Below are 16,128 nucleotides of genomic sequence, written 5' to 3' on the forward strand. Positions count from 1 at the left end.
TCACGGGGCGGGCGGCGTGCCACGGGCGCGCCGCCCGCCTTTTTACTTGCTGAAGACGGAACACGCCTCATGAAACGCCCCTCCCTGCCGGCCGCGCTGCTGCTTGCCCTGCTGGCCGCCGCCAGCGCCCATGCCGATGACGGCTACTACCAGACCAAGACCCCCTACGTCCCGCAGCAGGACGCCGCCAGCTACGAGGCGCCTCCCGCCGGCTACCGCGCGGTCCACACCCAGCTGCTGGCGCGCCATGGTTCGCGCGGCTTGAGCAGCATGAAGTCCGACCTGGCGCTGTACCGCCTGTGGCAGCAGGCGGAAAAAGACCACGCGCTTACCGCGCTGGGACGCGAGCTGGGGCCGGACCTGGAAGCCTTTTTGCGCGCCAACGCGCTGCTGGGTGATGGCGTGGCCGGCATCACCAGGCCGGGCTACGGCAACGAGACCATGCAGGGCATCGCCGAGCACACCCAGCTGGCGCAACGCCTGCGCCTGCGCCTGCCAGAGCTGTTCCGCGACGCCGCCACGGCCAGCGCGGCGCGGCGCGAGATCGTCGTCGTCACCTCGGGCAAGGACCGCGCCGTGGACAGCGGCTACTTCTTCGTGCAATCGCTGACGGCCTCGCAGACCGGCCCGAAGCCGCTGGTGGTGTATCCGCCCTCGCTGGCGCCGCGCGCCGAGACCGACCACGCCAGCCGTCCGCAGGGCACGGACCGCTACCTGCTGTACTTCCACAAGCTGGGCAAGCAGGACCAGGTGAGCGACAGCACCGATCCCCTGTTCCGCACCTGGCAGGACAGCCTGGCCTACCAGGCCTACGCCAGGGGCGATGCGCTGCACGCGGTGGAACAGCGGGTGCTCGCCGATCCCGGCCTGGCGGCCGCCGCGCGCGCCGCGCTGGCGCCGCTGTTCACGCCCGCCTTCCTGGCGGCGCTGGACCAGGGCAAGGTGCAAGCCGCCAACAGCGGCAAAGTGCGCCACCACAGCGCAGGCCAGGGCAACCAAGCCCAGGCCGGCAGCGCCCGGCAAGGCCAGGAGCAAGGCCGCGAGGTGGAGCTGAGCGGCGACGGCAGCGCCGTCATTGCCTCCGTCACCGACGCCGGCCTGGCCCTGTATGAGGTGTACAGCGCCGCCGCCTCCATGCGCGCCGAACTGCAGCCCGACTTCAAGCGCTACATGCCGCCCGCCTCGGCCGCCGTGTTCGCCCAGGCCGAGGATGCCCTGGCCTTCTACGAAAAAGGCCCGGGCGCGCTGGAGGACCAGGGTGTCACCTCGCGCATGGCGCGGCGGCTGCTGGACGACTTCTTCGCCGAGGCCGACGCGGTGGCGGCCGGCGACCTGCGGCACCTGGCCAAGCTGCGCTTCGCCCATGCCGAAACCGTGATCCCCTTCATCACCCTGCTCGGCCTGCCCGGCATGTCGGAAGCGCTGCCGCGCGCCCTGCCCTATTCCTATGCCGGCAGCCCGTGGCGCGGCGCGGCGGTGGCGCCGATGGCGGCCAATGTGCAGTGGGACCTGTACAGCGACGGCAAGGGCGGCCTGCTGCTGCGCATGCTGCACAATGAAAAAGAGGTCGACTTCAAGCCCGCCTGCGACAGCGCGCGCGTGGCGCCCTCCAGCCACTACTATGATTACGCGCGCCTGAAGGCCTGCTACGGCAGGTGATCAGCGGCGGCGCACGGCGCGCACCTTGCCAGTACCGCCGCCACCGCAATAAAACAGCTCGGCGCCGTCCGACTCCAGGCCGCTGACGCCGGTCCCGGCCGGCATCTCCAGCTGTTCCAGCACTGCGCCGCTGTGGGGATCGATGCGGCGTATCCCGCTTTGTTCGCCTTCCCAGGTGCCGTGCCACAGTTCACCATCGACCCAGGTCACCCCGGTGACGAAGCGGTTGGACTCGATGCTGCGCAGGATGGCGCCACTGGCCGGATCGATCTGATGAATCTTGCGCTCGCGGTACTGGCCCACCCACAGGCTGCCCTCGGCCCAGGCCAGGCCCGAGTCATGGCCGTGACCGGGCGCCGGGATGCTGGCCACCACCTGCCCGCTGGCGGGATCGATCTTGTCTATGCGCTGTTCGGCGATCTGGTACAGGTAAGCGCCGTCGAAGGCGGTGCCGGCGTCGCAGGCCAGTTCCAGGCTGCGCGTGACCGCGCCGTTGGCGGGATCGAAAGCCACCAGGCGCTCGCCGGTGGCGGCCCACACCTGCTTGCCGTCGTGGGTCACGCCGTGGACGCGCCCTGCCTCCCCGAATGGTCCGTATTCGCGCACGATCTCGGCCGGGCGCGTCAGTTTGCTCTCTTGTGTCATTGCTGGCTCCTGTTGGTGCGCCGGAAGCGGCGCTGCAAGCACACTTTATGGGATACGCAGCGTGGCGGGGAGTAACAAGATTGTCGTGTATCCGGCCAGCAGCGGCGCCAGCCAGCGCCGCGCGCGGGCGTGGCCGATGGCCCGCACCTTACCCTGCGCTTCCAGCTCGGCCAGGGCGCGCTGTACCGTGCGCTGGCTGGCGTCCAGCGCCAGCGCCAGTCCGGAGGTAGACCAGGCCAGGCCATCGCCCAGCAATGCCTGCAGCGCGGCTTGTTCGCCGTCCACGGGCGGCGCCAGCACGGCCACGCCTTCGACGCCCTCGGGCCGTAGCGTGTAGCCGTGCGCGGTCGCCTCTATCCGCGCCAGCCCCTTGAGCAGCGCCCGCAAACGGCCGATTTCCACCCGCAGGCGGGCGCGATGGGTATCGTCGGGGCGGGCGGTACGGAACACGGAGGCGATCAGCGCCTCGCGTGCGACATCGCCTGGCCACGCTTCGGCCAGGGCGCGCGCAAGCGCAAACAGGATGGGACGCCGCGCCAGCGCACGCCACTCGCCGCCGGCCGACACGCCACGGCGGCAGGCATCGAGCACCAGCACGCCGGAGTCCAGCAATTGCGCCACCTGGCCGAGATCCAGCACCTGGCCGCCATGGCGGCCGAGGCGGGCCGCGGGACGGGACAGCGCTTCCTGCGCCGCCGTCACCTCGCCCAGCAGCGGCGCGATACGCGCCTGTTCGGCCGCCTGCCGCGCGCGCTCCAGCGCGGCGCGCCCTTCGGCGATACGCAGCGAGCGCAGCGCCAGCTCGGCCGCGCACAATCCCGCCATCGCGGCCAAGGGCGCCGGCATGGGCCTGGCGGCCAGCCCGGCCAGCGCGGTGTCGGCATCGTGCAGGCGGCCCAGCAGCAGATGGCGGCGTGCGACAATCAGGCGCGCCAGCAGCGCGTTGGCATGGTCCTCATGCGTCTCCAGCACCGCCAGCGCCGCCGCCAGCGGGCCCGGCGCGGCGGAGAAGTCGCGCATGGCCAGCGCCACCTCCGCCTCCGCCACCACGCAGCGCGCCCGTGCCTGCGCCTCGTGGGCGCCGAAGCCGCGCGCGGCGTGCCGCAACAGTTCGCGCGCCCTCGCGTGCTCGCCCAGCTGCGCCATGGCGATCCCGCGCAAGGCCAGCGCGGGCGGATCGTCGCGCAGGGAGACATGTTGTAAGGCAGCGAGCACATCGCCGCCAGCCAGGGCGCGCGCGGCGGCGGAAATCAGGGAGTCCATCGCGCAAGGATACACCGGCGCCGCTGCCGGCTTCGATCACGGTGCCCAAGGCAGGGTGCACGACTTTCGCCCGCACCTGCCGCTGATCTTCAAATACTGATTCAGCGTCCCGTGAACCCCGCGCAGATAAAGGCGGAAACGTAGTTCGGCGTGGGCATGCCGGCATTGCCCGTGCCACGCTGGGGCAGCAGGCCCAGTTCGGCGAACTGGGCCGAGATGCTTTCCAACAGCTTGCGCTCCTTGGGATCCTCGATATCGAAGCGCATCAGGTTGCGCCACACGTTGAAGCCATTGTGCAGGTTCTGGTTCACATCCAGCTCCCTCACCCGCACCCGGCCAACGCCATATTTGGCGGCGTTGGCGGCCAGCTTTTCCGCGATGCCCACCGCCGTGGCGTAGCGCTCGCGCTCCCCCTCGCCTGCGCACCAGAAGATGTCGATGGAAGGGTTGTCGTAGATATTGCGGAACAGGCGCGGCTTGCGCATCACGGCGCCCGCATCCTTGACCGGCGGCAGCGCCGGCGGCGCAGGCGACAGGTTGGACGCAACCAGCTGCATCGCGGGGCTGCGCAGTGCACCGAAATCGTAGCCGGAATGGGCCCGAGCATAGGTGCCGGTCTTCCCGCTGCGGAACAGCGCCAGGCTCTTGCCGTACACGCGCGAGGCCACGCTGCCCATGTCGCCGCCGCGCAGCAGTTCCTGCACCAGCAGGCTGGAAAAATCGCTCTGGTCAGGACTGGTCTCGCCCGGCGTGGTCGAGTACTGGATCATGACGTTGTCCGCCGTGTGGATGTTGACCATGTCGTTGTAGGCGTCGAACTTCTGCACCGCCTCGCTGCGGCACTGGTCCAGCGCGACATAGATGGCGAGGTCCTTGCGTTCCGGGAATTTGGCCAGCATGGCCTGCACATCGACCGCGTTCGAGGCCAGGTAGCGGATCTGGTCGTTGACCTTGGCCGTATTGAGCTGCTCGCCCAGGCGGAACATCACGGGCAGCGAATACACATAGCCGTACTGCTGGGTGCCGTGGCCCGAGTAATAGATGAACACCAGCGACCCCTTGGGCAGCGCCTGCACCTTGCGGGCGAAATCGGCCACCCTGCTGTCGAACTGCGCCTTGTTGACATTGCAGACGGTATCGACCCCGCTGAAGCCGACCTTGCGCAGCGCCTCCCCGACGCGCGCGGCGTCCTCGCAGGGATGGTGCAGATCGGTTTGCAGCCCTTCGTCTGGATTGTCGTCGTAGCGGCCGTTGCCGTTGTAGTCCCAGTTCCCGATCAGCAGCGCCAGCCGCTGCGGCCCCTGGGCCTGGGCGCCGGCGCACAGCAGCCACAGTATCAGCAGGGGCAGGAGGCGCTTCATGCCAGGCCCTCCTGGAACAGCGCGGCCTCCATCTTGCGGCGGGTATGCAGGCCGGCGAACTGCGCCGGATCCCACAGCCTCGTCATGCGCCGTATCTGATCGGGGATGCTGGCGTAATCGCCGCTGGCCAATGCGGCCTTGATGGCGCGCATCTCCTTGTAGCGGTCGCCCGGCTTGTTGAAGCTGGCGCCACGGTTATAGACCAGCGACACCAGCGCGCCCAGCGACTTGTCGGACAGCCGGTCCGCCAGCGGCACCGCGTTCAGCGTGGCGCCGACGTACAGCGGCAGCAGGCGTTCCGTGAACTGGCTGTAGGCCGCCGTCCACGGCACCGCGACGTCGCGCAGGCCGGGTACCAGCTGGCCGGCGCTCTTGCCGGTCTTGCGGCAGGCGCCGCGCAGCCGCGCCAGGGTGGCGGCGTCCACATAGCCATTCCAGTCATCCCTGAGCCAGGACTCGGTGGCATAGCCGATGTCGTAACCTATGCCGATGGTGGCGCCGGAGTCGCCGCCCGGCCACACCGGCTGCTGGTACTTGGCGGTGTAGCGGCTTTCGCTGCTCACTTCGAACAGCACCAGCATGCGCACCGCTTCCTCCGCCACCTTGCGGTCCGAGCGCTTGACGCGCGGCGCCACCGCCTTGGTGCCGCCGACCAGCGGCTGCTCGCGCAGCAGGCGCACCCGTTCCAGGGCGTCCGGATCGGACAGGGCCTGGGCAAACAGGGTCTCGAATTCAGAGGGAGCCTGGGAGCGGGCCGGCAGCGCAAGCATGCCGGCCGCGCCCACGGCCCCCAGGAGGATGGAGCGGCGGGTGCAGTTCATGATGATGGCCTCACGGGAAGGCGGCCGCAGGCTGCGCCGCCGAGCCCGATCAAGATATCACAAAGTAAAGCCAAATTAACAATTCCCGCCGCCCCGGTGTTGCATTTCTGGCGGCTCAGTCGCTGTCGGGAACGCTGCCGGAGGCAGGAATGCCGTAGCGGTCGGCCTGCACCTTGCCGCTCACGCCGTGGGTGCGCACGTCGGCCGTGATCGGCAGCATCTGCTGATTCCACTGTCCCCACTGCTCCTTGAGCCTGGCGAACACCTCGGGATGGCGCTTGGCCAGGTTGGCGCGCTCGCGCTGGTCCTTGGCCACGTCGAACAGGAATTCGTTGCCGCCGATCTTCAGGTATTTCCAGTCGCCGGAACGGATGGCGCGCTGGGCGTTGGCCTTGTAGCGCCACAGCAGGGTGCGCTCGACCTTGCCTTCCTTGCCCAGCAGCTGGGGCAGCAGGTTGATGCCGTCCGTTGGGTAGGCCGGATCGGGCGCACCGCCGGCCGCCGCCAGCAGGGTCGGCAGCCAGTCCATGGAGATCGCCACCTGGTCGCTCACCTGTCCCGGCTTGATGGCGGCCGGCCAGCGCACGATGGCCGGCACCCGGATGCCGCCTTCCAGCAGTTCGGTCTTCTGGCCGGTCAGCGGCCAGGTCCTGGAAAAGCGCTCGCCGCCGTTATCGCTGGTGAAGATGACGATGGTGTTGTCCTCCAGGCCCTGGGCTTTCAGCGCGGCCAGCACCCGGCCGATGGAAGCGTCCAGCGATTCGACCATCTTGCCGTAGGTCTTCAGGTCGCCGCCATCGTAGTGGAAGATGTTGTCGATATCGCGCGACACCGCCTCGTCGCCCGGGCCTTCCCACGGCCAGTGCGGCGCCGTGTAATGCAGCGACAGGAAGAAGGGTTTGCCGGCCTGCTGCTTCCTGACGAAATCGACGGCGCGCGCGCCCAGCAAATCGGTGTAGTAGCCGATCTGGTGCACCGGCACCTCGCCCTCGTACAGGTCTTCCTTGACCTGGGGACCGACGCCCGGCTTGTGGGTGAAGTAGTCGATGGCGCCGCCGTAGTTGCCGAAGAAGCTGTCATAGCCGCTTTTTAGCGGTCCGAAGGTGGGCAGGTAGCCCAGGTGCCACTTGCCGATCAGGGCCGTGCCATAGCCCTGCTGCTTCAGCAGCGACGGCAGGGTGGGATGGCTGGGCGGCAGGCCGATGGTGTCGGAAGCGCCGGCGATCGGCTCCTCCAGGCCGCCGCGCAGGCGGTACTGGTAGCGCCCCGTGATCAGGGCGAAGCGGGTGGCCGAGCACACCGCCGAATTGGCGTAGGCCTGGGTGTAGCGTATGCCCTGCGCCGCCAGGCGGTCCAGGTTGGGCGTCTTGAAATCGGTCTGGCCGTATACGCCCAGGTCGGCGTGGCCCAGGTCGTCGGCCAGGATGAACAGGATGTTGGGCTGCGCGCCCCTGGCGTTGGCCGCATCCGCGCCGGCCACGTAGGGCGCCAGCGCCAGCGCCGGCAGGGTTTTCAGGATGCTGCGGCGTTTGCTGTTGGTGGTCATGCATGTCGCCTTGAATCAGAAATCGGCGCGGGCGGTCAGGCCCACGGTGCGTGGCGTGCCGATCACGGCGTTGTAGGCGCCGAAGCTGGTGTTCCACATGCTGGTGTAGTACAGCTTGTCGAACGCGTTCTTGGCCCACAGCGATACGTCCCATTTCGCGCCGCCGGCCTTGAAGCGGGCGCCGGCCGACAGATTGGTCAGGACGTAGGCCGGGATCTTCGAATACTGCGAGGCGTCCAGGGTGCCGTAGGTTTCGCTGCGGTAGGAAGTGTTGGCGTTGACATAGCCCTCCACCCGGTCGGTCACGGCGTGCGCGTACTGGGCGTTGATGCTGCCGGTCCAGCGCGGCGCATTGACCAGGGCGGCGCGGCCGGACAGGTTGCACGAGCTGGCCGCGATCTCGGGCGGGCATGGGGCGTTGCTGTACTTCAGGTAGCGCACGTCGTTGAAGGCGCCGTTGAAGCCCAGCGTGAAGCCGCGCGTCACCAGGAAGCTGGTTTCCAGCTCGGCGCCGCGGCTGCGCACGTCGCCGGCATTGGTCAGGTAGGAAGTCAGCGTGGCGGGGTCGTAGGCATTGTTCTGGTAGCCGCGCACAATGTTGGCAAACAGGCTGGCGTTGACCTGGGCGCGGCGTTCCCAGAAATTGCTCTTGACGCCAAGCTCGGCGTTATTGGCCTTTTCGTTGTCGACCTTGAGCGAGGCCACGCCGGCCGCGCCGGGCACGGTCAGGTTGATGCCGCCGGATTTTTCGCCATGCGACAGGCTGGCGTAGGCCAGCACGTCGGTGTCCAGCTTGTAGGCCAGGGTCAGCAGCGCGGACGGGCTCAGGTTGTTGAGGCGCACGTCGCCCGAATCGAAGGCGCCGTAGCGCGCATTGCGCGACGCCAGCGCGGCGCCGGAGACAGCCGCGCCGCCGGTTGGCGCGTAGCGGATTTCGTAGGCGCGCTTGTCCTCATAGGTGGCGCGCAGGCCGCCGGTCAGGTCCCAGCGCGGATCGATGTGCCAGATCGATTGGCCGAACAGGGCGTAGCTGTTGACGCGCAAATGGCCGTCCGCCAGGCTGCTGACGTTGGCCCAGGCGCCGGTGGGCGTGCCGTTGAACTTGTCGGCCAGGGCGCCGTTGTCGGTGAAATTGGTGTTATCCAGGTTCTGGTAGTAGTAGTACGCGCCGACCACGGATTCCACCTCGCGGCCCTGGGGCGTGGCCAGGCGCAGCTCCTGGGTGAACTGGCGGTGGCGCGCCAGGGCGCCCACGTTGAGCGTCACGGGCACATCCAGGCCGTCATCATTGCGCGGGGTGAAGTTCCAGAAGCGGAAGGCGCTGATGGCGGTGAACTTGGTGTCGTTGTCCAGCTTCCAGTTGGCTTCCGCCGACAGGCCGCCCTGATGCACGGTCACGTGCGAACCGCTGTCCAGGTTGACCTGGTAGTTGCCGGGATTGGTGATCACGTGGCCGCCGACGGCGGCGGCCTGGGTCAGCCACTTGCCGCTGGGGCCGGCGCTGTAGAACACCAGGGTGCCGTTGTTGGAATCCTCGCTGTTGTAGTCGGCGATGACGCGCGCCGTGAACCTGTCGTTCGGTTCGAACAGCAGCTGGGCGCGCACGCCCTCACGGTCGCCGCCCTGCACCTTGTTGCCGTTGTAGACGTTGGTGATGTAGCCGCCTTCATGCGTCTTGTAGGCCGACAAGCGGCCCGCCAGGGTATCGGAAAAGGCGCCGGAAATGCTGGCCTTGCCCTGCACGTATTTGTCCTGGCCGACCGACAGCGAGGCCGAATTCTCGCTGCGGAAAGTGGGCTGTCTGGTGGTGATGTTGAGTACACCGGCGGTGGTGTTCTTGCCGAACAGCGTGCCCTGCGGACCGCGTAGCAATTCCAGCTGCTGCACGTCGAGCGCATCGAAGGCGGCCATGCCGGGGCGGGCCAGGTAGACGTTGTCCAGGTACAGGCCGACGCTGCCTTCCAGGCCGTCGCTGGCGGTGTTGTTGCCCAGGCCGCGTACGGCAAAGCTCAGCTGGCGCGCGTGCACGAAGTTGACGGTGGTGCTGGGTAGCAGCTGCTGCAAGTCCTGCACGCGGTAGACGCGGTTGTTTTCCAGCGTCCTGTCGTCCAGCACGCTCATGCTGGTGGGGACGTTTTGCGAGGTTTCGTTGCGGCGGCGGGTGGAGACGGTGACGCGGGCGATGACTTCCAGCGAGGCGTCGGCCGCCGCTTCGGTGACGGCGGCGCCGCCGGCCGCGATGGCGCCGTCGGCTGCGGCTGCGGCTGCGGTGGCGGATGATCCTGCATCGCCGGCGCCGCTGGCGGCTGCCTGGGCGGTTGGTCCAGCGTCAACGGTGGCGACGGATGGCTCCACATCGGCGCCGGCGGCGGCCGGGCTGGCGCCCTGGTCCGGGTCCGCGCCGCCAGCGGATTGGCTGGCAGCCAGCGCTACCTGCGCGGGCACGCCGCCGGCGCTGGCCAGCGCCAGCGCCACCGCCGACTGGGCGTAGGCCGGAGCGGGCGCCGCCAGCACGGCCAGGGTCAGCACGCTGAGCGCGCCCAGGCGCCGGGCGTCGCCACGCCGGGCGTAGTGACGCCGGGCGGAGCGCAGCGCCGCTTCGGTGCGGCGGCGGTAAGTGCGGAAAGCTGTCGATTCCGCGAAAATCTCGTGATCCATCGTTTATCCTCGTTCAGTTTGTAGTTGTCGTAGGCGTGAGCCGTCCCGCGCGCCAGTCACGATGCGCCGGCACGGGGGTGTTGTTTGCAGGTTGAGGCCGCGCCGGGGGGGATGGGCGCGCCGGGATCGCGTCTAGTTCGTCGCTACGCGGAACTTGCTGATGTCAGGGGGCGTGACGGCTTTCTCGCTGCGCGGGGTGCCGGCCGGGACCCAGTCATACGGCACGGGCTGGGCGCGGTACAGCCAGTTGCTCAGCACCTTGCGGCCGGCGCCGGCCACCGGGGTGGCGGCAAAATACGGGCTGACGTATTCCCACACGATTTCGCCGCCGGCCGTGATCTGGAAGATGCGGCCGTTCATGCCTTCATCGACCAGCGTATTGCCGTTGGGCAGACGGCGCGCGCTGCTGATGAAGGAGCTGTAGAAGCCCCAGTCCGGGCCGTTGGAATCGGCGCCCGTGTATTCCCACACGATCTGCTTCTTGATGGGGTCGATCTCCAGTACGCGCGAGCGCGGCTGCACGCCCACGCTGACGCGCGGATAGCCCGCCTCGCCCTGGTTGTCGAACACCAGGAGGTTGCCGGCGCCGGGCAGTCCCGGCTCGATGAGGTGGACGTCGTGCGGGCCGGTGATCTGGTCCACCGGGCGCGGCAGGGTGCGCGGACCGCGCTGCTGGCTGGGATAGTCGGGTCCCAGCGACCACACCACCTTGCCGGTTTTCTTGTCCAGGATGACGATGAAATTGGCTTCGCGCGAGTCGATCAGGATGTTGTCGGGATGGAAGCGCGCGTCGCCCGCGTCGTACCAGCGGTTGGGCCCCAGCACCGACATGTTATTGATGTGCAGGTAGTCGAACGGTGCATCCTTGCCGCGCGGCGAAGCACCGTTCCTGACCAGTTCCAGCGCGGCCGGCGTGAAGCCGAATTCGTTCAGGTGTTCGGAAGCCACCCATTTCCAGGCGATCTCGCCCTTGGGCGTGACTTCGTAGATGACGTCGTCCAGCACCTGGGCCGCTTTGAAGCCGGCCACCTGCTGCACCAGGTTGGCCAGCACCAGGGTGTTGCCGTTGGCGAGGCGGCGCCAGTCGTGGTGCTGCTTGGCGCTGCCGCCGGGCGCGGCGCCGCCTTGTTGCTGCACCGGCGCGTAGGCGTCCCGGGCCGCTGCGCCAGCCGCCGCGCCCCACTGCCACACCACCTTGCCGTTCCAGTCCAGCTCGCCGATCGACTGGTTGCGCAGGCCATTGCCCTCGTTCGAGGTGCCGCTCACGCTGCCCAGTTGCAGCAGGATGTGGCCGCGCTTGCCGCCGGCCAGGGCAGGATCGAGCAGCACCGGCGGGAAGCCTTCCGCATCCCAGCGGTGCACCTCGTTGCCATTCATGTCGATCAGATGGGTGGCCTGGTCCTGGCCGCTGAACAGCACGTAGCTGTTCCAGGCCTTGGCCGTATCGTAGCGGGTCACGCCGGTAGGATAAACGCTGGGAGCGGCGTACAGTTGGGCGGCCGCGACCACGCAAGCCAGCAGCGCCACGGCGGACAGTTTTCGGGAACGGGAGCGGCGCACCAGGGCGCCGGCGAGGGAGCGTTTGGTCATGGGTTCGATCTTTCTGCTGTCGTTATAGGTGCCGAATTGATGGCAACTATATTACTGAAAACTGCAGTTGGACCGAACTAATATAACCAAACTTTGATATACAAAAAACGCCAGTAGCTGGACTGGCGTCGGCCTTACACGGCGTCGGGGCCGGTTTCGCCGGTACGGATGCGTATCACCTGCTCGACGTTCTGCACAAAGATCTTGCCGTCGCCGATCTTGCCGGTGCGGGCGGCCTTGATGATGGAGTCCACCACCTGCTCGGCCACGTTGTCGTCCACCACCACTTCGACCTTGACCTTGGGCAGGAAGTCGACCACGTACTCGGCGCCACGGTACAGCTCGGTGTGGCCTTTCTGGCGGCCAAAGCCCTTCACCTCGGTCACGGTCAGGCCGGTGACGTTGACTTCCGCCAGCGCCTCGCGCACTTCATCCAGCTTGAACGGTTTGATGACAGCGGTAATTTGTTTCATGACTTCTCCTAGAATGTAAAGCGGCAGAGCTTGTAAAACGGAATTCACTTGCACCTATTGTAATCGACAGATGCCTGGCGGCATATCGCTCAATCACGCTACAACGCGAAACGTCGTCAAATCTCCGCTAAAACGACCGATACGCGCGACTATCATCATTCCTGTTCCGGAACAGTGCGCAAATTCTCCAGCCAGACCACGCTTTGCGAGTCACTGGGTGCACGCCAGTCGCCACGCGGCGACAGCGAACCGCCGCTGCCCACCTTGGGCGCGTTGGGCACGCAGGTGCGCTTGAACTGGCTGGTGCGGAAAAAACGGTCCAGGAAAATGCCGAGGTTTTTCTTGATGGCGGCCAGGCCGTACTCATTGCGCGTAACATGCTCGCCTTCCGGCCAGCGTCCCTGGGTGCGGTCGCGCCAGGCCGTCAGCGCCAGGAAGGCCACCTTGGCGGGAGCGTAGCCGTAGCGCAAGGTGTAATACAGGTTGAAATCCTGTAGTTCGTAAGGGCCGATGGTCGATTCGGTGCGCTGTTCCGGCTGGCCGCCGGCCGTGCCGGGCACCAGCTCGGGGCTGATCTCGGTGGCCAGGATGTCCAGCAGCACCTGGGCGTCGTTGCGGCCAATGACACCCGACTCCGCCACCCAGCGCACCAGATGCGAGATCAGGGTCTTGGGCACGCTGGCGTTGACGTTGTAGTGCGACATGTGGTCGCCCACGCCATAGGTGCACCAGCCCAGCGCCAGCTCGCTCAGGTCGCCGGTGCCGATCACGATGGCGCCGTTATGGTTGGCCAGGCGGAACAGGTGATTGGTGCGCTCCCCGGCCTGCACGTTTTCAAACGTGATGTCGTACTGCGGCGTGCCCTCGGCGGCCGGATGGCCCAGGTCCTTGAGCATTTGCAGACAGCTGGGGCGGATGTCGATTTCCTGCGCCGTGCAGCCGACCAGTTCCATCAGGCGGTGGGCCTGCTGCCGGGTGCGCTCGCTGGTGGCGAAGCCGGGCATGGTATAGGCCAGGATATTGGTGCGCGGCAGCTTGAGCTTGTCCATCACGCGCGCGCACACCAGCAGCGCGTGGGTGGAGTCCAGCCCGCCGGAGATGCCGATCACCACCTTCTTCAGCCCCGCCGAGTTCAGGCGCTGGGCCAGGGCTTGGACCTGGATGTGGTAGACCTCGTTGCAGCGCTCGTCGCGGCGGCGCGCATCGGCCGGCACGTAGGGGAAACGCTCGATACAGCGCTTGAGCGGCAGCTTGTCCTGCAAGTCCAGCTTGAGCGCAAAGCCGACGGTGCGGAACTTGTCCACTTCGGCCGCGTGGCGCTGCACCGACTGGCCATAGGTGTTCATGTGCATGCGCTCGCGCGACAGGCGCTCCAGGTCGACGTCGGCCACCAACAACCCGGCCTCATCCGCATAGCGTTTGGCCTCGGCCAGCAGTTCGCCGTTTTCGTAGATCAGGCCCTGGCCATCCCAGGCCAGGTCGTTGGTCGATTCGCCGGCGCCGGCCGAGGTGTACAGATAGGCCGCGATGCAGCGCGCCGACTGCTGCCCCACCAGTTGATGACGGTAGCCGGCCTTGCCCACCACCACGTTGGACGCGGACAGATTGACCAGCACGGTGGCGCCGGCCAGGGCCGCGAACGAAGACGGAGGCACCGGCACCCACACGTCCTCGCAAATCTCGGCGTGGAAGGTGAACAGGGGCAGGTTCTCGACCTGGAACAGCAGCTGCGAGCCAAACGGCACGCGCGCACCCAGCAGCGTGATCTCATCGGTGGCCGCGTAGTCGCCGCTGCTGAACTGGCGCGCCTCGTAGAATTCGTTATAGTTGGGCAAAAAGGTCTTCGGCACCACGCCGCGCACGGCGCCATCGGCCACCACCACGGCGCAATTGAACAGCTGGTGTCCCACGCGCAGCGGCAGGCCGACCACCAGGGCCGGCGCCAGTTCGCGCGAGGCGGCCACGATGTGCGCCAGCGCCTGTTCGCAGGCGTCCAGCAGCGGGCTTTGGTGGAACAGGTCGTCGCAGGTGTAGGCCGCCAGGCCCAGCTCGGGGAAGGCCACCAGGGCCACGCCCTGCTGCTGCGCCTCACGCGCCATGGCGATCACCTGGCTGGCGTTGTAGGCGGGATCGGCAATGCGGCAGGTGGGCACGGCCACGGCCACGCGGGCGTAGCCATGCGAATACAGGTTGAAGAAATTCTTGCTCATAAGCGATGGCGGGGTAATGTGCGTAGAATGCCTGGGTATAGGCAAACACGGCAAATACGATCAGTGGTCAACATGATGAATTATCGCACGGGTGTCATTTCTTCTCTGGCCGAGGTGGGCGCTAACGCGTGGGACGATCTGGTGGCGGCGCAAGGCGGCGGCAATCCCTTCCTGTCGCATGCTTTCCTGCATGCGCTGCACGAATCCGGCTCGGCGAGTGCGGAGACCGGCTGGCATCCGCAATATCTGGTGCTGTGGCAGGATGAGGTGCTGGCCGGCGCCCTGCCCCTGTACGTGAAATCGCATTCCTACGGTGAGTACGTGTTCGACTGGGCCTGGGCCGACGCCTACCACCGCAACGGGGTCGAGTACTACCCCAAGCTGCTGTCGGCGGTGCCGTTCACGCCGGTCAGCGGGCCGCGCCTGCTGGCGCGCGGCGAGGCGGCGCGGCAGGCGCTGGTGGCCCTGCTGTGCGAACAGCAGCAGACGGCCGGGCTGTCCTCCACCCATGTGCTGTTCCCGCCGCAGGAACAGGCCGAGGTCTTGCACGAGGCCGGCTTCATGCTGCGCAGCGGAGTGCAGTTCCACTGGCTGAACCAGGGCTATGCGGACTTCGAGGCCTTCCTCGCCTCGCTGGAGCACAAGAAGCGCAAGAACATCCGCGCCGAGCGGCGCAAGGTGCGCGAGGCCGGCGTCACGCTACGGCGGGTGCGCGGCCCTGACATCACGCCAGAGGAGTGGCGCTTGTTCCACCGCTGCTACAGCAATACCTACCGCGAGCACCGTTCCTCGCCTTACCTGAACCTGGATTTCTTCCAGCGCATAGGCGCCAGCATGGCGCAGCATATCCTGCTGGTGGTGGCCGAGCGCGAAGGCCGGGCCATTGCTTCCTCGCTGGTGATACACGATGACGACACGCTCTACGGCCGCTACTGGGGCGCGCTCGAGCACGTGCCCTGTCTGCATTTCGAGACCGCCTACTACCAGCCGCTGGAATTCTGCATCGAGCAAGGCATCGCCACCTTCGAAGGCGGGGCCCAGGGCGAACACAAGATGGCGCGCGGCTTCCTGCCGCAAAAGACCTGGTCGGCGCACTGGCTGGCCCACCATGGCTTTGCAGACGCCGTGGAGCGCTTCCTGCAGCGCGAAACGGGCGGCATAGACAACTACATCGACGAGCTGAACGAACACAATCCGTTCCGCTGAAGCCGCCGGATTTGCCGACTGGCGCTGCCCATGAAAAAAGCGCACCCGTGGGTGCGCTTCATGGGCAGCGTCGATGACGCTCAGGCGGCCGCGTTGGCCTTGTTGTACTGCTCGACGCCGTTCAGGATTTCCTTCTTGGCGTCTTCCACGCCGTACCAGCCGTCGATCTTGACCCATTTGCCTTTTTCCAGGTCCTTGTAGTGCTCGAAGAAGTGCTGGATCTGGCGCAGGCGCAGTTCGTTCAGGTCTTCCGGCTTTTGCCAGTGGCTGTAGATGGACAGCACCTTGTCGACCGGCACAGCCAGCACCTTGGCGTCTTCGCCCGACTCGTCGGTCATCTTGAGCACGCCGATGGGACGGCAGCGCACCACCACGCCCGGGATCAGCGGGAACGGCGTAATGACCAGTACGTCGACCGGGTCGCCGTCGTCCGACAAGGTGTTGGGCACGTAGCCGTAGTTGCACGGATAGTGCATGGCGGTGCCCATGAAGCGGTCGACGAAGATCGCGCCGGAGTCCTTGTCGACTTCGTACTTGATCGGATCGGCGTTCATGGGGATCTCGATGATCACGTTGAAGTCGTTCGGCACGTCGCGGCCGGAAGGTACTTTATTCAAGCTCATGGGAAGTTTCCTTGTTGTACTGACAAAAGTTTAACCGCGTCATTATAACTAACTGCAGAGCGGTTGTGCGGCG

12 protein-coding genes are annotated in these 16,128 nt (G+C 67.0%); 2 read left to right on the plus strand and 10 right to left on the minus strand.

The genetic code is table 11. The features are described from left to right. The first annotated feature begins 69 nt into the window (after nt 1-69). Complete coding sequence (locus ACLB1G_RS18965; protein WP_491628796.1) at nt 70-1,659, plus strand: histidine phosphatase family protein; 1,590 nt, start codon at nt 70-72, stop codon at nt 1,657-1,659. Here ACLB1G_RS18965 and ACLB1G_RS18970 read toward each other — a convergent pair whose 3' ends face one another. From ACLB1G_RS18970 to ACLB1G_RS19010, 9 genes are all read right to left on the minus strand, one after another. Beyond that, nucleotides 1,660-2,304, minus strand: coding sequence for a Vgb family protein (locus tag ACLB1G_RS18970; RefSeq protein WP_491628797.1), 645 nt, complete (start codon nt 2,302-2,304; stop codon nt 1,660-1,662). A gap of 45 nt (nt 2,305-2,349) precedes the next feature. Continuing rightward, the gene (locus tag ACLB1G_RS18975; RefSeq protein ID WP_491628798.1) at nt 2,350-3,567 is read right to left on the minus strand and encodes a helix-turn-helix domain-containing protein; all 1,218 of its coding nucleotides are present in this window, start codon (nt 3,565-3,567) and stop codon (nt 2,350-2,352) included. A gap of 101 nt (nt 3,568-3,668) precedes the next feature. Beyond that, on the minus strand, nt 3,669-4,928 hold the full coding sequence (locus ACLB1G_RS18980; protein WP_491628799.1) for a caspase family protein: 1,260 nt from the start codon (nt 4,926-4,928) through the stop codon (nt 3,669-3,671). Further along, nucleotides 4,925-5,749, minus strand: coding sequence for a hypothetical protein (locus ACLB1G_RS18985; protein ID WP_491628800.1), 825 nt, complete (start codon nt 5,747-5,749; stop codon nt 4,925-4,927). The genes ACLB1G_RS18980 and ACLB1G_RS18985 overlap by 4 nt, the downstream gene beginning before the upstream one ends. Before the next feature lie 115 nt (nt 5,750-5,864). Then, nucleotides 5,865-7,295: a sulfatase family protein gene (locus ACLB1G_RS18990; protein ID WP_491628801.1), complete on the minus strand. Its 1,431-nt coding sequence runs from the start codon at nt 7,293-7,295 to the stop codon at nt 5,865-5,867. Nucleotides 7,296-7,310: 15 nt separating this feature from the next. Next, the gene (locus ACLB1G_RS18995) at nt 7,311-9,953 is read right to left on the minus strand and encodes a TonB-dependent receptor (protein WP_491628802.1); all 2,643 of its coding nucleotides are present in this window, start codon (nt 9,951-9,953) and stop codon (nt 7,311-7,313) included. Nucleotides 9,954-10,085: 132 nt separating this feature from the next. Next, on the minus strand, nt 10,086-11,543 hold the full coding sequence (locus tag ACLB1G_RS19000; protein ID WP_491628803.1) for an aryl-sulfate sulfotransferase: 1,458 nt from the start codon (nt 11,541-11,543) through the stop codon (nt 10,086-10,088). A 134-nt stretch (nt 11,544-11,677) separates the two neighbouring features. After that, nucleotides 11,678-12,016, minus strand: a complete 339-nt coding sequence (locus ACLB1G_RS19005) for a P-II family nitrogen regulator (protein ID WP_491628804.1) — start codon at nt 12,014-12,016, stop codon at nt 11,678-11,680. 155 nt (nt 12,017-12,171) lie between these two features. Then, the gene (locus ACLB1G_RS19010) at nt 12,172-14,226 is read right to left on the minus strand and encodes an NAD(+) synthase (RefSeq protein WP_491628805.1); all 2,055 of its coding nucleotides are present in this window, start codon (nt 14,224-14,226) and stop codon (nt 12,172-12,174) included. A gap of 75 nt (nt 14,227-14,301) precedes the next feature. On the opposite strand from ACLB1G_RS19010, the gene ACLB1G_RS19015 reads away from it, so the two are divergent. Beyond that, nucleotides 14,302-15,432 (plus strand): GNAT family N-acetyltransferase, encoded by a 1,131-nt coding sequence (locus tag ACLB1G_RS19015; RefSeq protein ID WP_491628920.1) that lies wholly within the window; start codon nt 14,302-14,304, stop codon nt 15,430-15,432. An 80-nt stretch (nt 15,433-15,512) separates the two neighbouring features. On the opposite strand, the gene ppa is transcribed toward ACLB1G_RS19015, so the two are convergent. Next, nucleotides 15,513-16,055, minus strand: a complete 543-nt coding sequence (gene ppa, locus ACLB1G_RS19020; RefSeq protein ID WP_491628806.1) for an inorganic diphosphatase — start codon at nt 16,053-16,055, stop codon at nt 15,513-15,515. Nucleotides 16,056-16,128 lie beyond the last annotated feature (73 nt).

The sequence above is a fragment of the Duganella kummerowiae genome (genome assembly GCF_053572355.1).

Excerpts from the sequence above, each read along its gene's own strand:
- ACLB1G_RS18980 (WP_491628799.1), bottom strand. The coding sequence starts at position 4,928 with ATGAAGCGCCTCCTGCCCCTGCTGATACTGTGGCTGCTGTGCGCCGGC.
- ACLB1G_RS18970 (WP_491628797.1), bottom strand. The coding sequence starts at position 2,304 with ATGACACAAGAGAGCAAACTGACGCGCCCGGCCGAGATCGTGCGCGAA.
- ACLB1G_RS19015 (WP_491628920.1), top strand. The coding sequence starts at position 14,302 with ATGAATTATCGCACGGGTGTCATTTCTTCTCTGGCCGAGGTGGGCGCT.
- ACLB1G_RS18985 (WP_491628800.1), bottom strand. The coding sequence starts at position 5,749 with ATGAACTGCACCCGCCGCTCCATCCTCCTGGGGGCCGTGGGCGCGGCC.
- ACLB1G_RS18965 (WP_491628796.1), top strand. The coding sequence starts at position 70 with ATGAAACGCCCCTCCCTGCCGGCCGCGCTGCTGCTTGCCCTGCTGGCC.
- ppa (WP_491628806.1), bottom strand. The coding sequence starts at position 16,055 with ATGAGCTTGAATAAAGTACCTTCCGGCCGCGACGTGCCGAACGACTTC.
- ACLB1G_RS18975 (WP_491628798.1), bottom strand. The coding sequence starts at position 3,567 with ATGGACTCCCTGATTTCCGCCGCCGCGCGCGCCCTGGCTGGCGGCGAT.
- ACLB1G_RS18990 (WP_491628801.1), bottom strand. The coding sequence starts at position 7,295 with ATGACCACCAACAGCAAACGCCGCAGCATCCTGAAAACCCTGCCGGCG.
- ACLB1G_RS19010 (WP_491628805.1), bottom strand. The coding sequence starts at position 14,226 with ATGAGCAAGAATTTCTTCAACCTGTATTCGCATGGCTACGCCCGCGTG.
- ACLB1G_RS19005 (WP_491628804.1), bottom strand. The coding sequence starts at position 12,016 with ATGAAACAAATTACCGCTGTCATCAAACCGTTCAAGCTGGATGAAGTG.
- ACLB1G_RS19000 (WP_491628803.1), bottom strand. The coding sequence starts at position 11,543 with ATGACCAAACGCTCCCTCGCCGGCGCCCTGGTGCGCCGCTCCCGTTCC.
- ACLB1G_RS18995 (WP_491628802.1), bottom strand. The coding sequence starts at position 9,953 with ATGGATCACGAGATTTTCGCGGAATCGACAGCTTTCCGCACTTACCGC.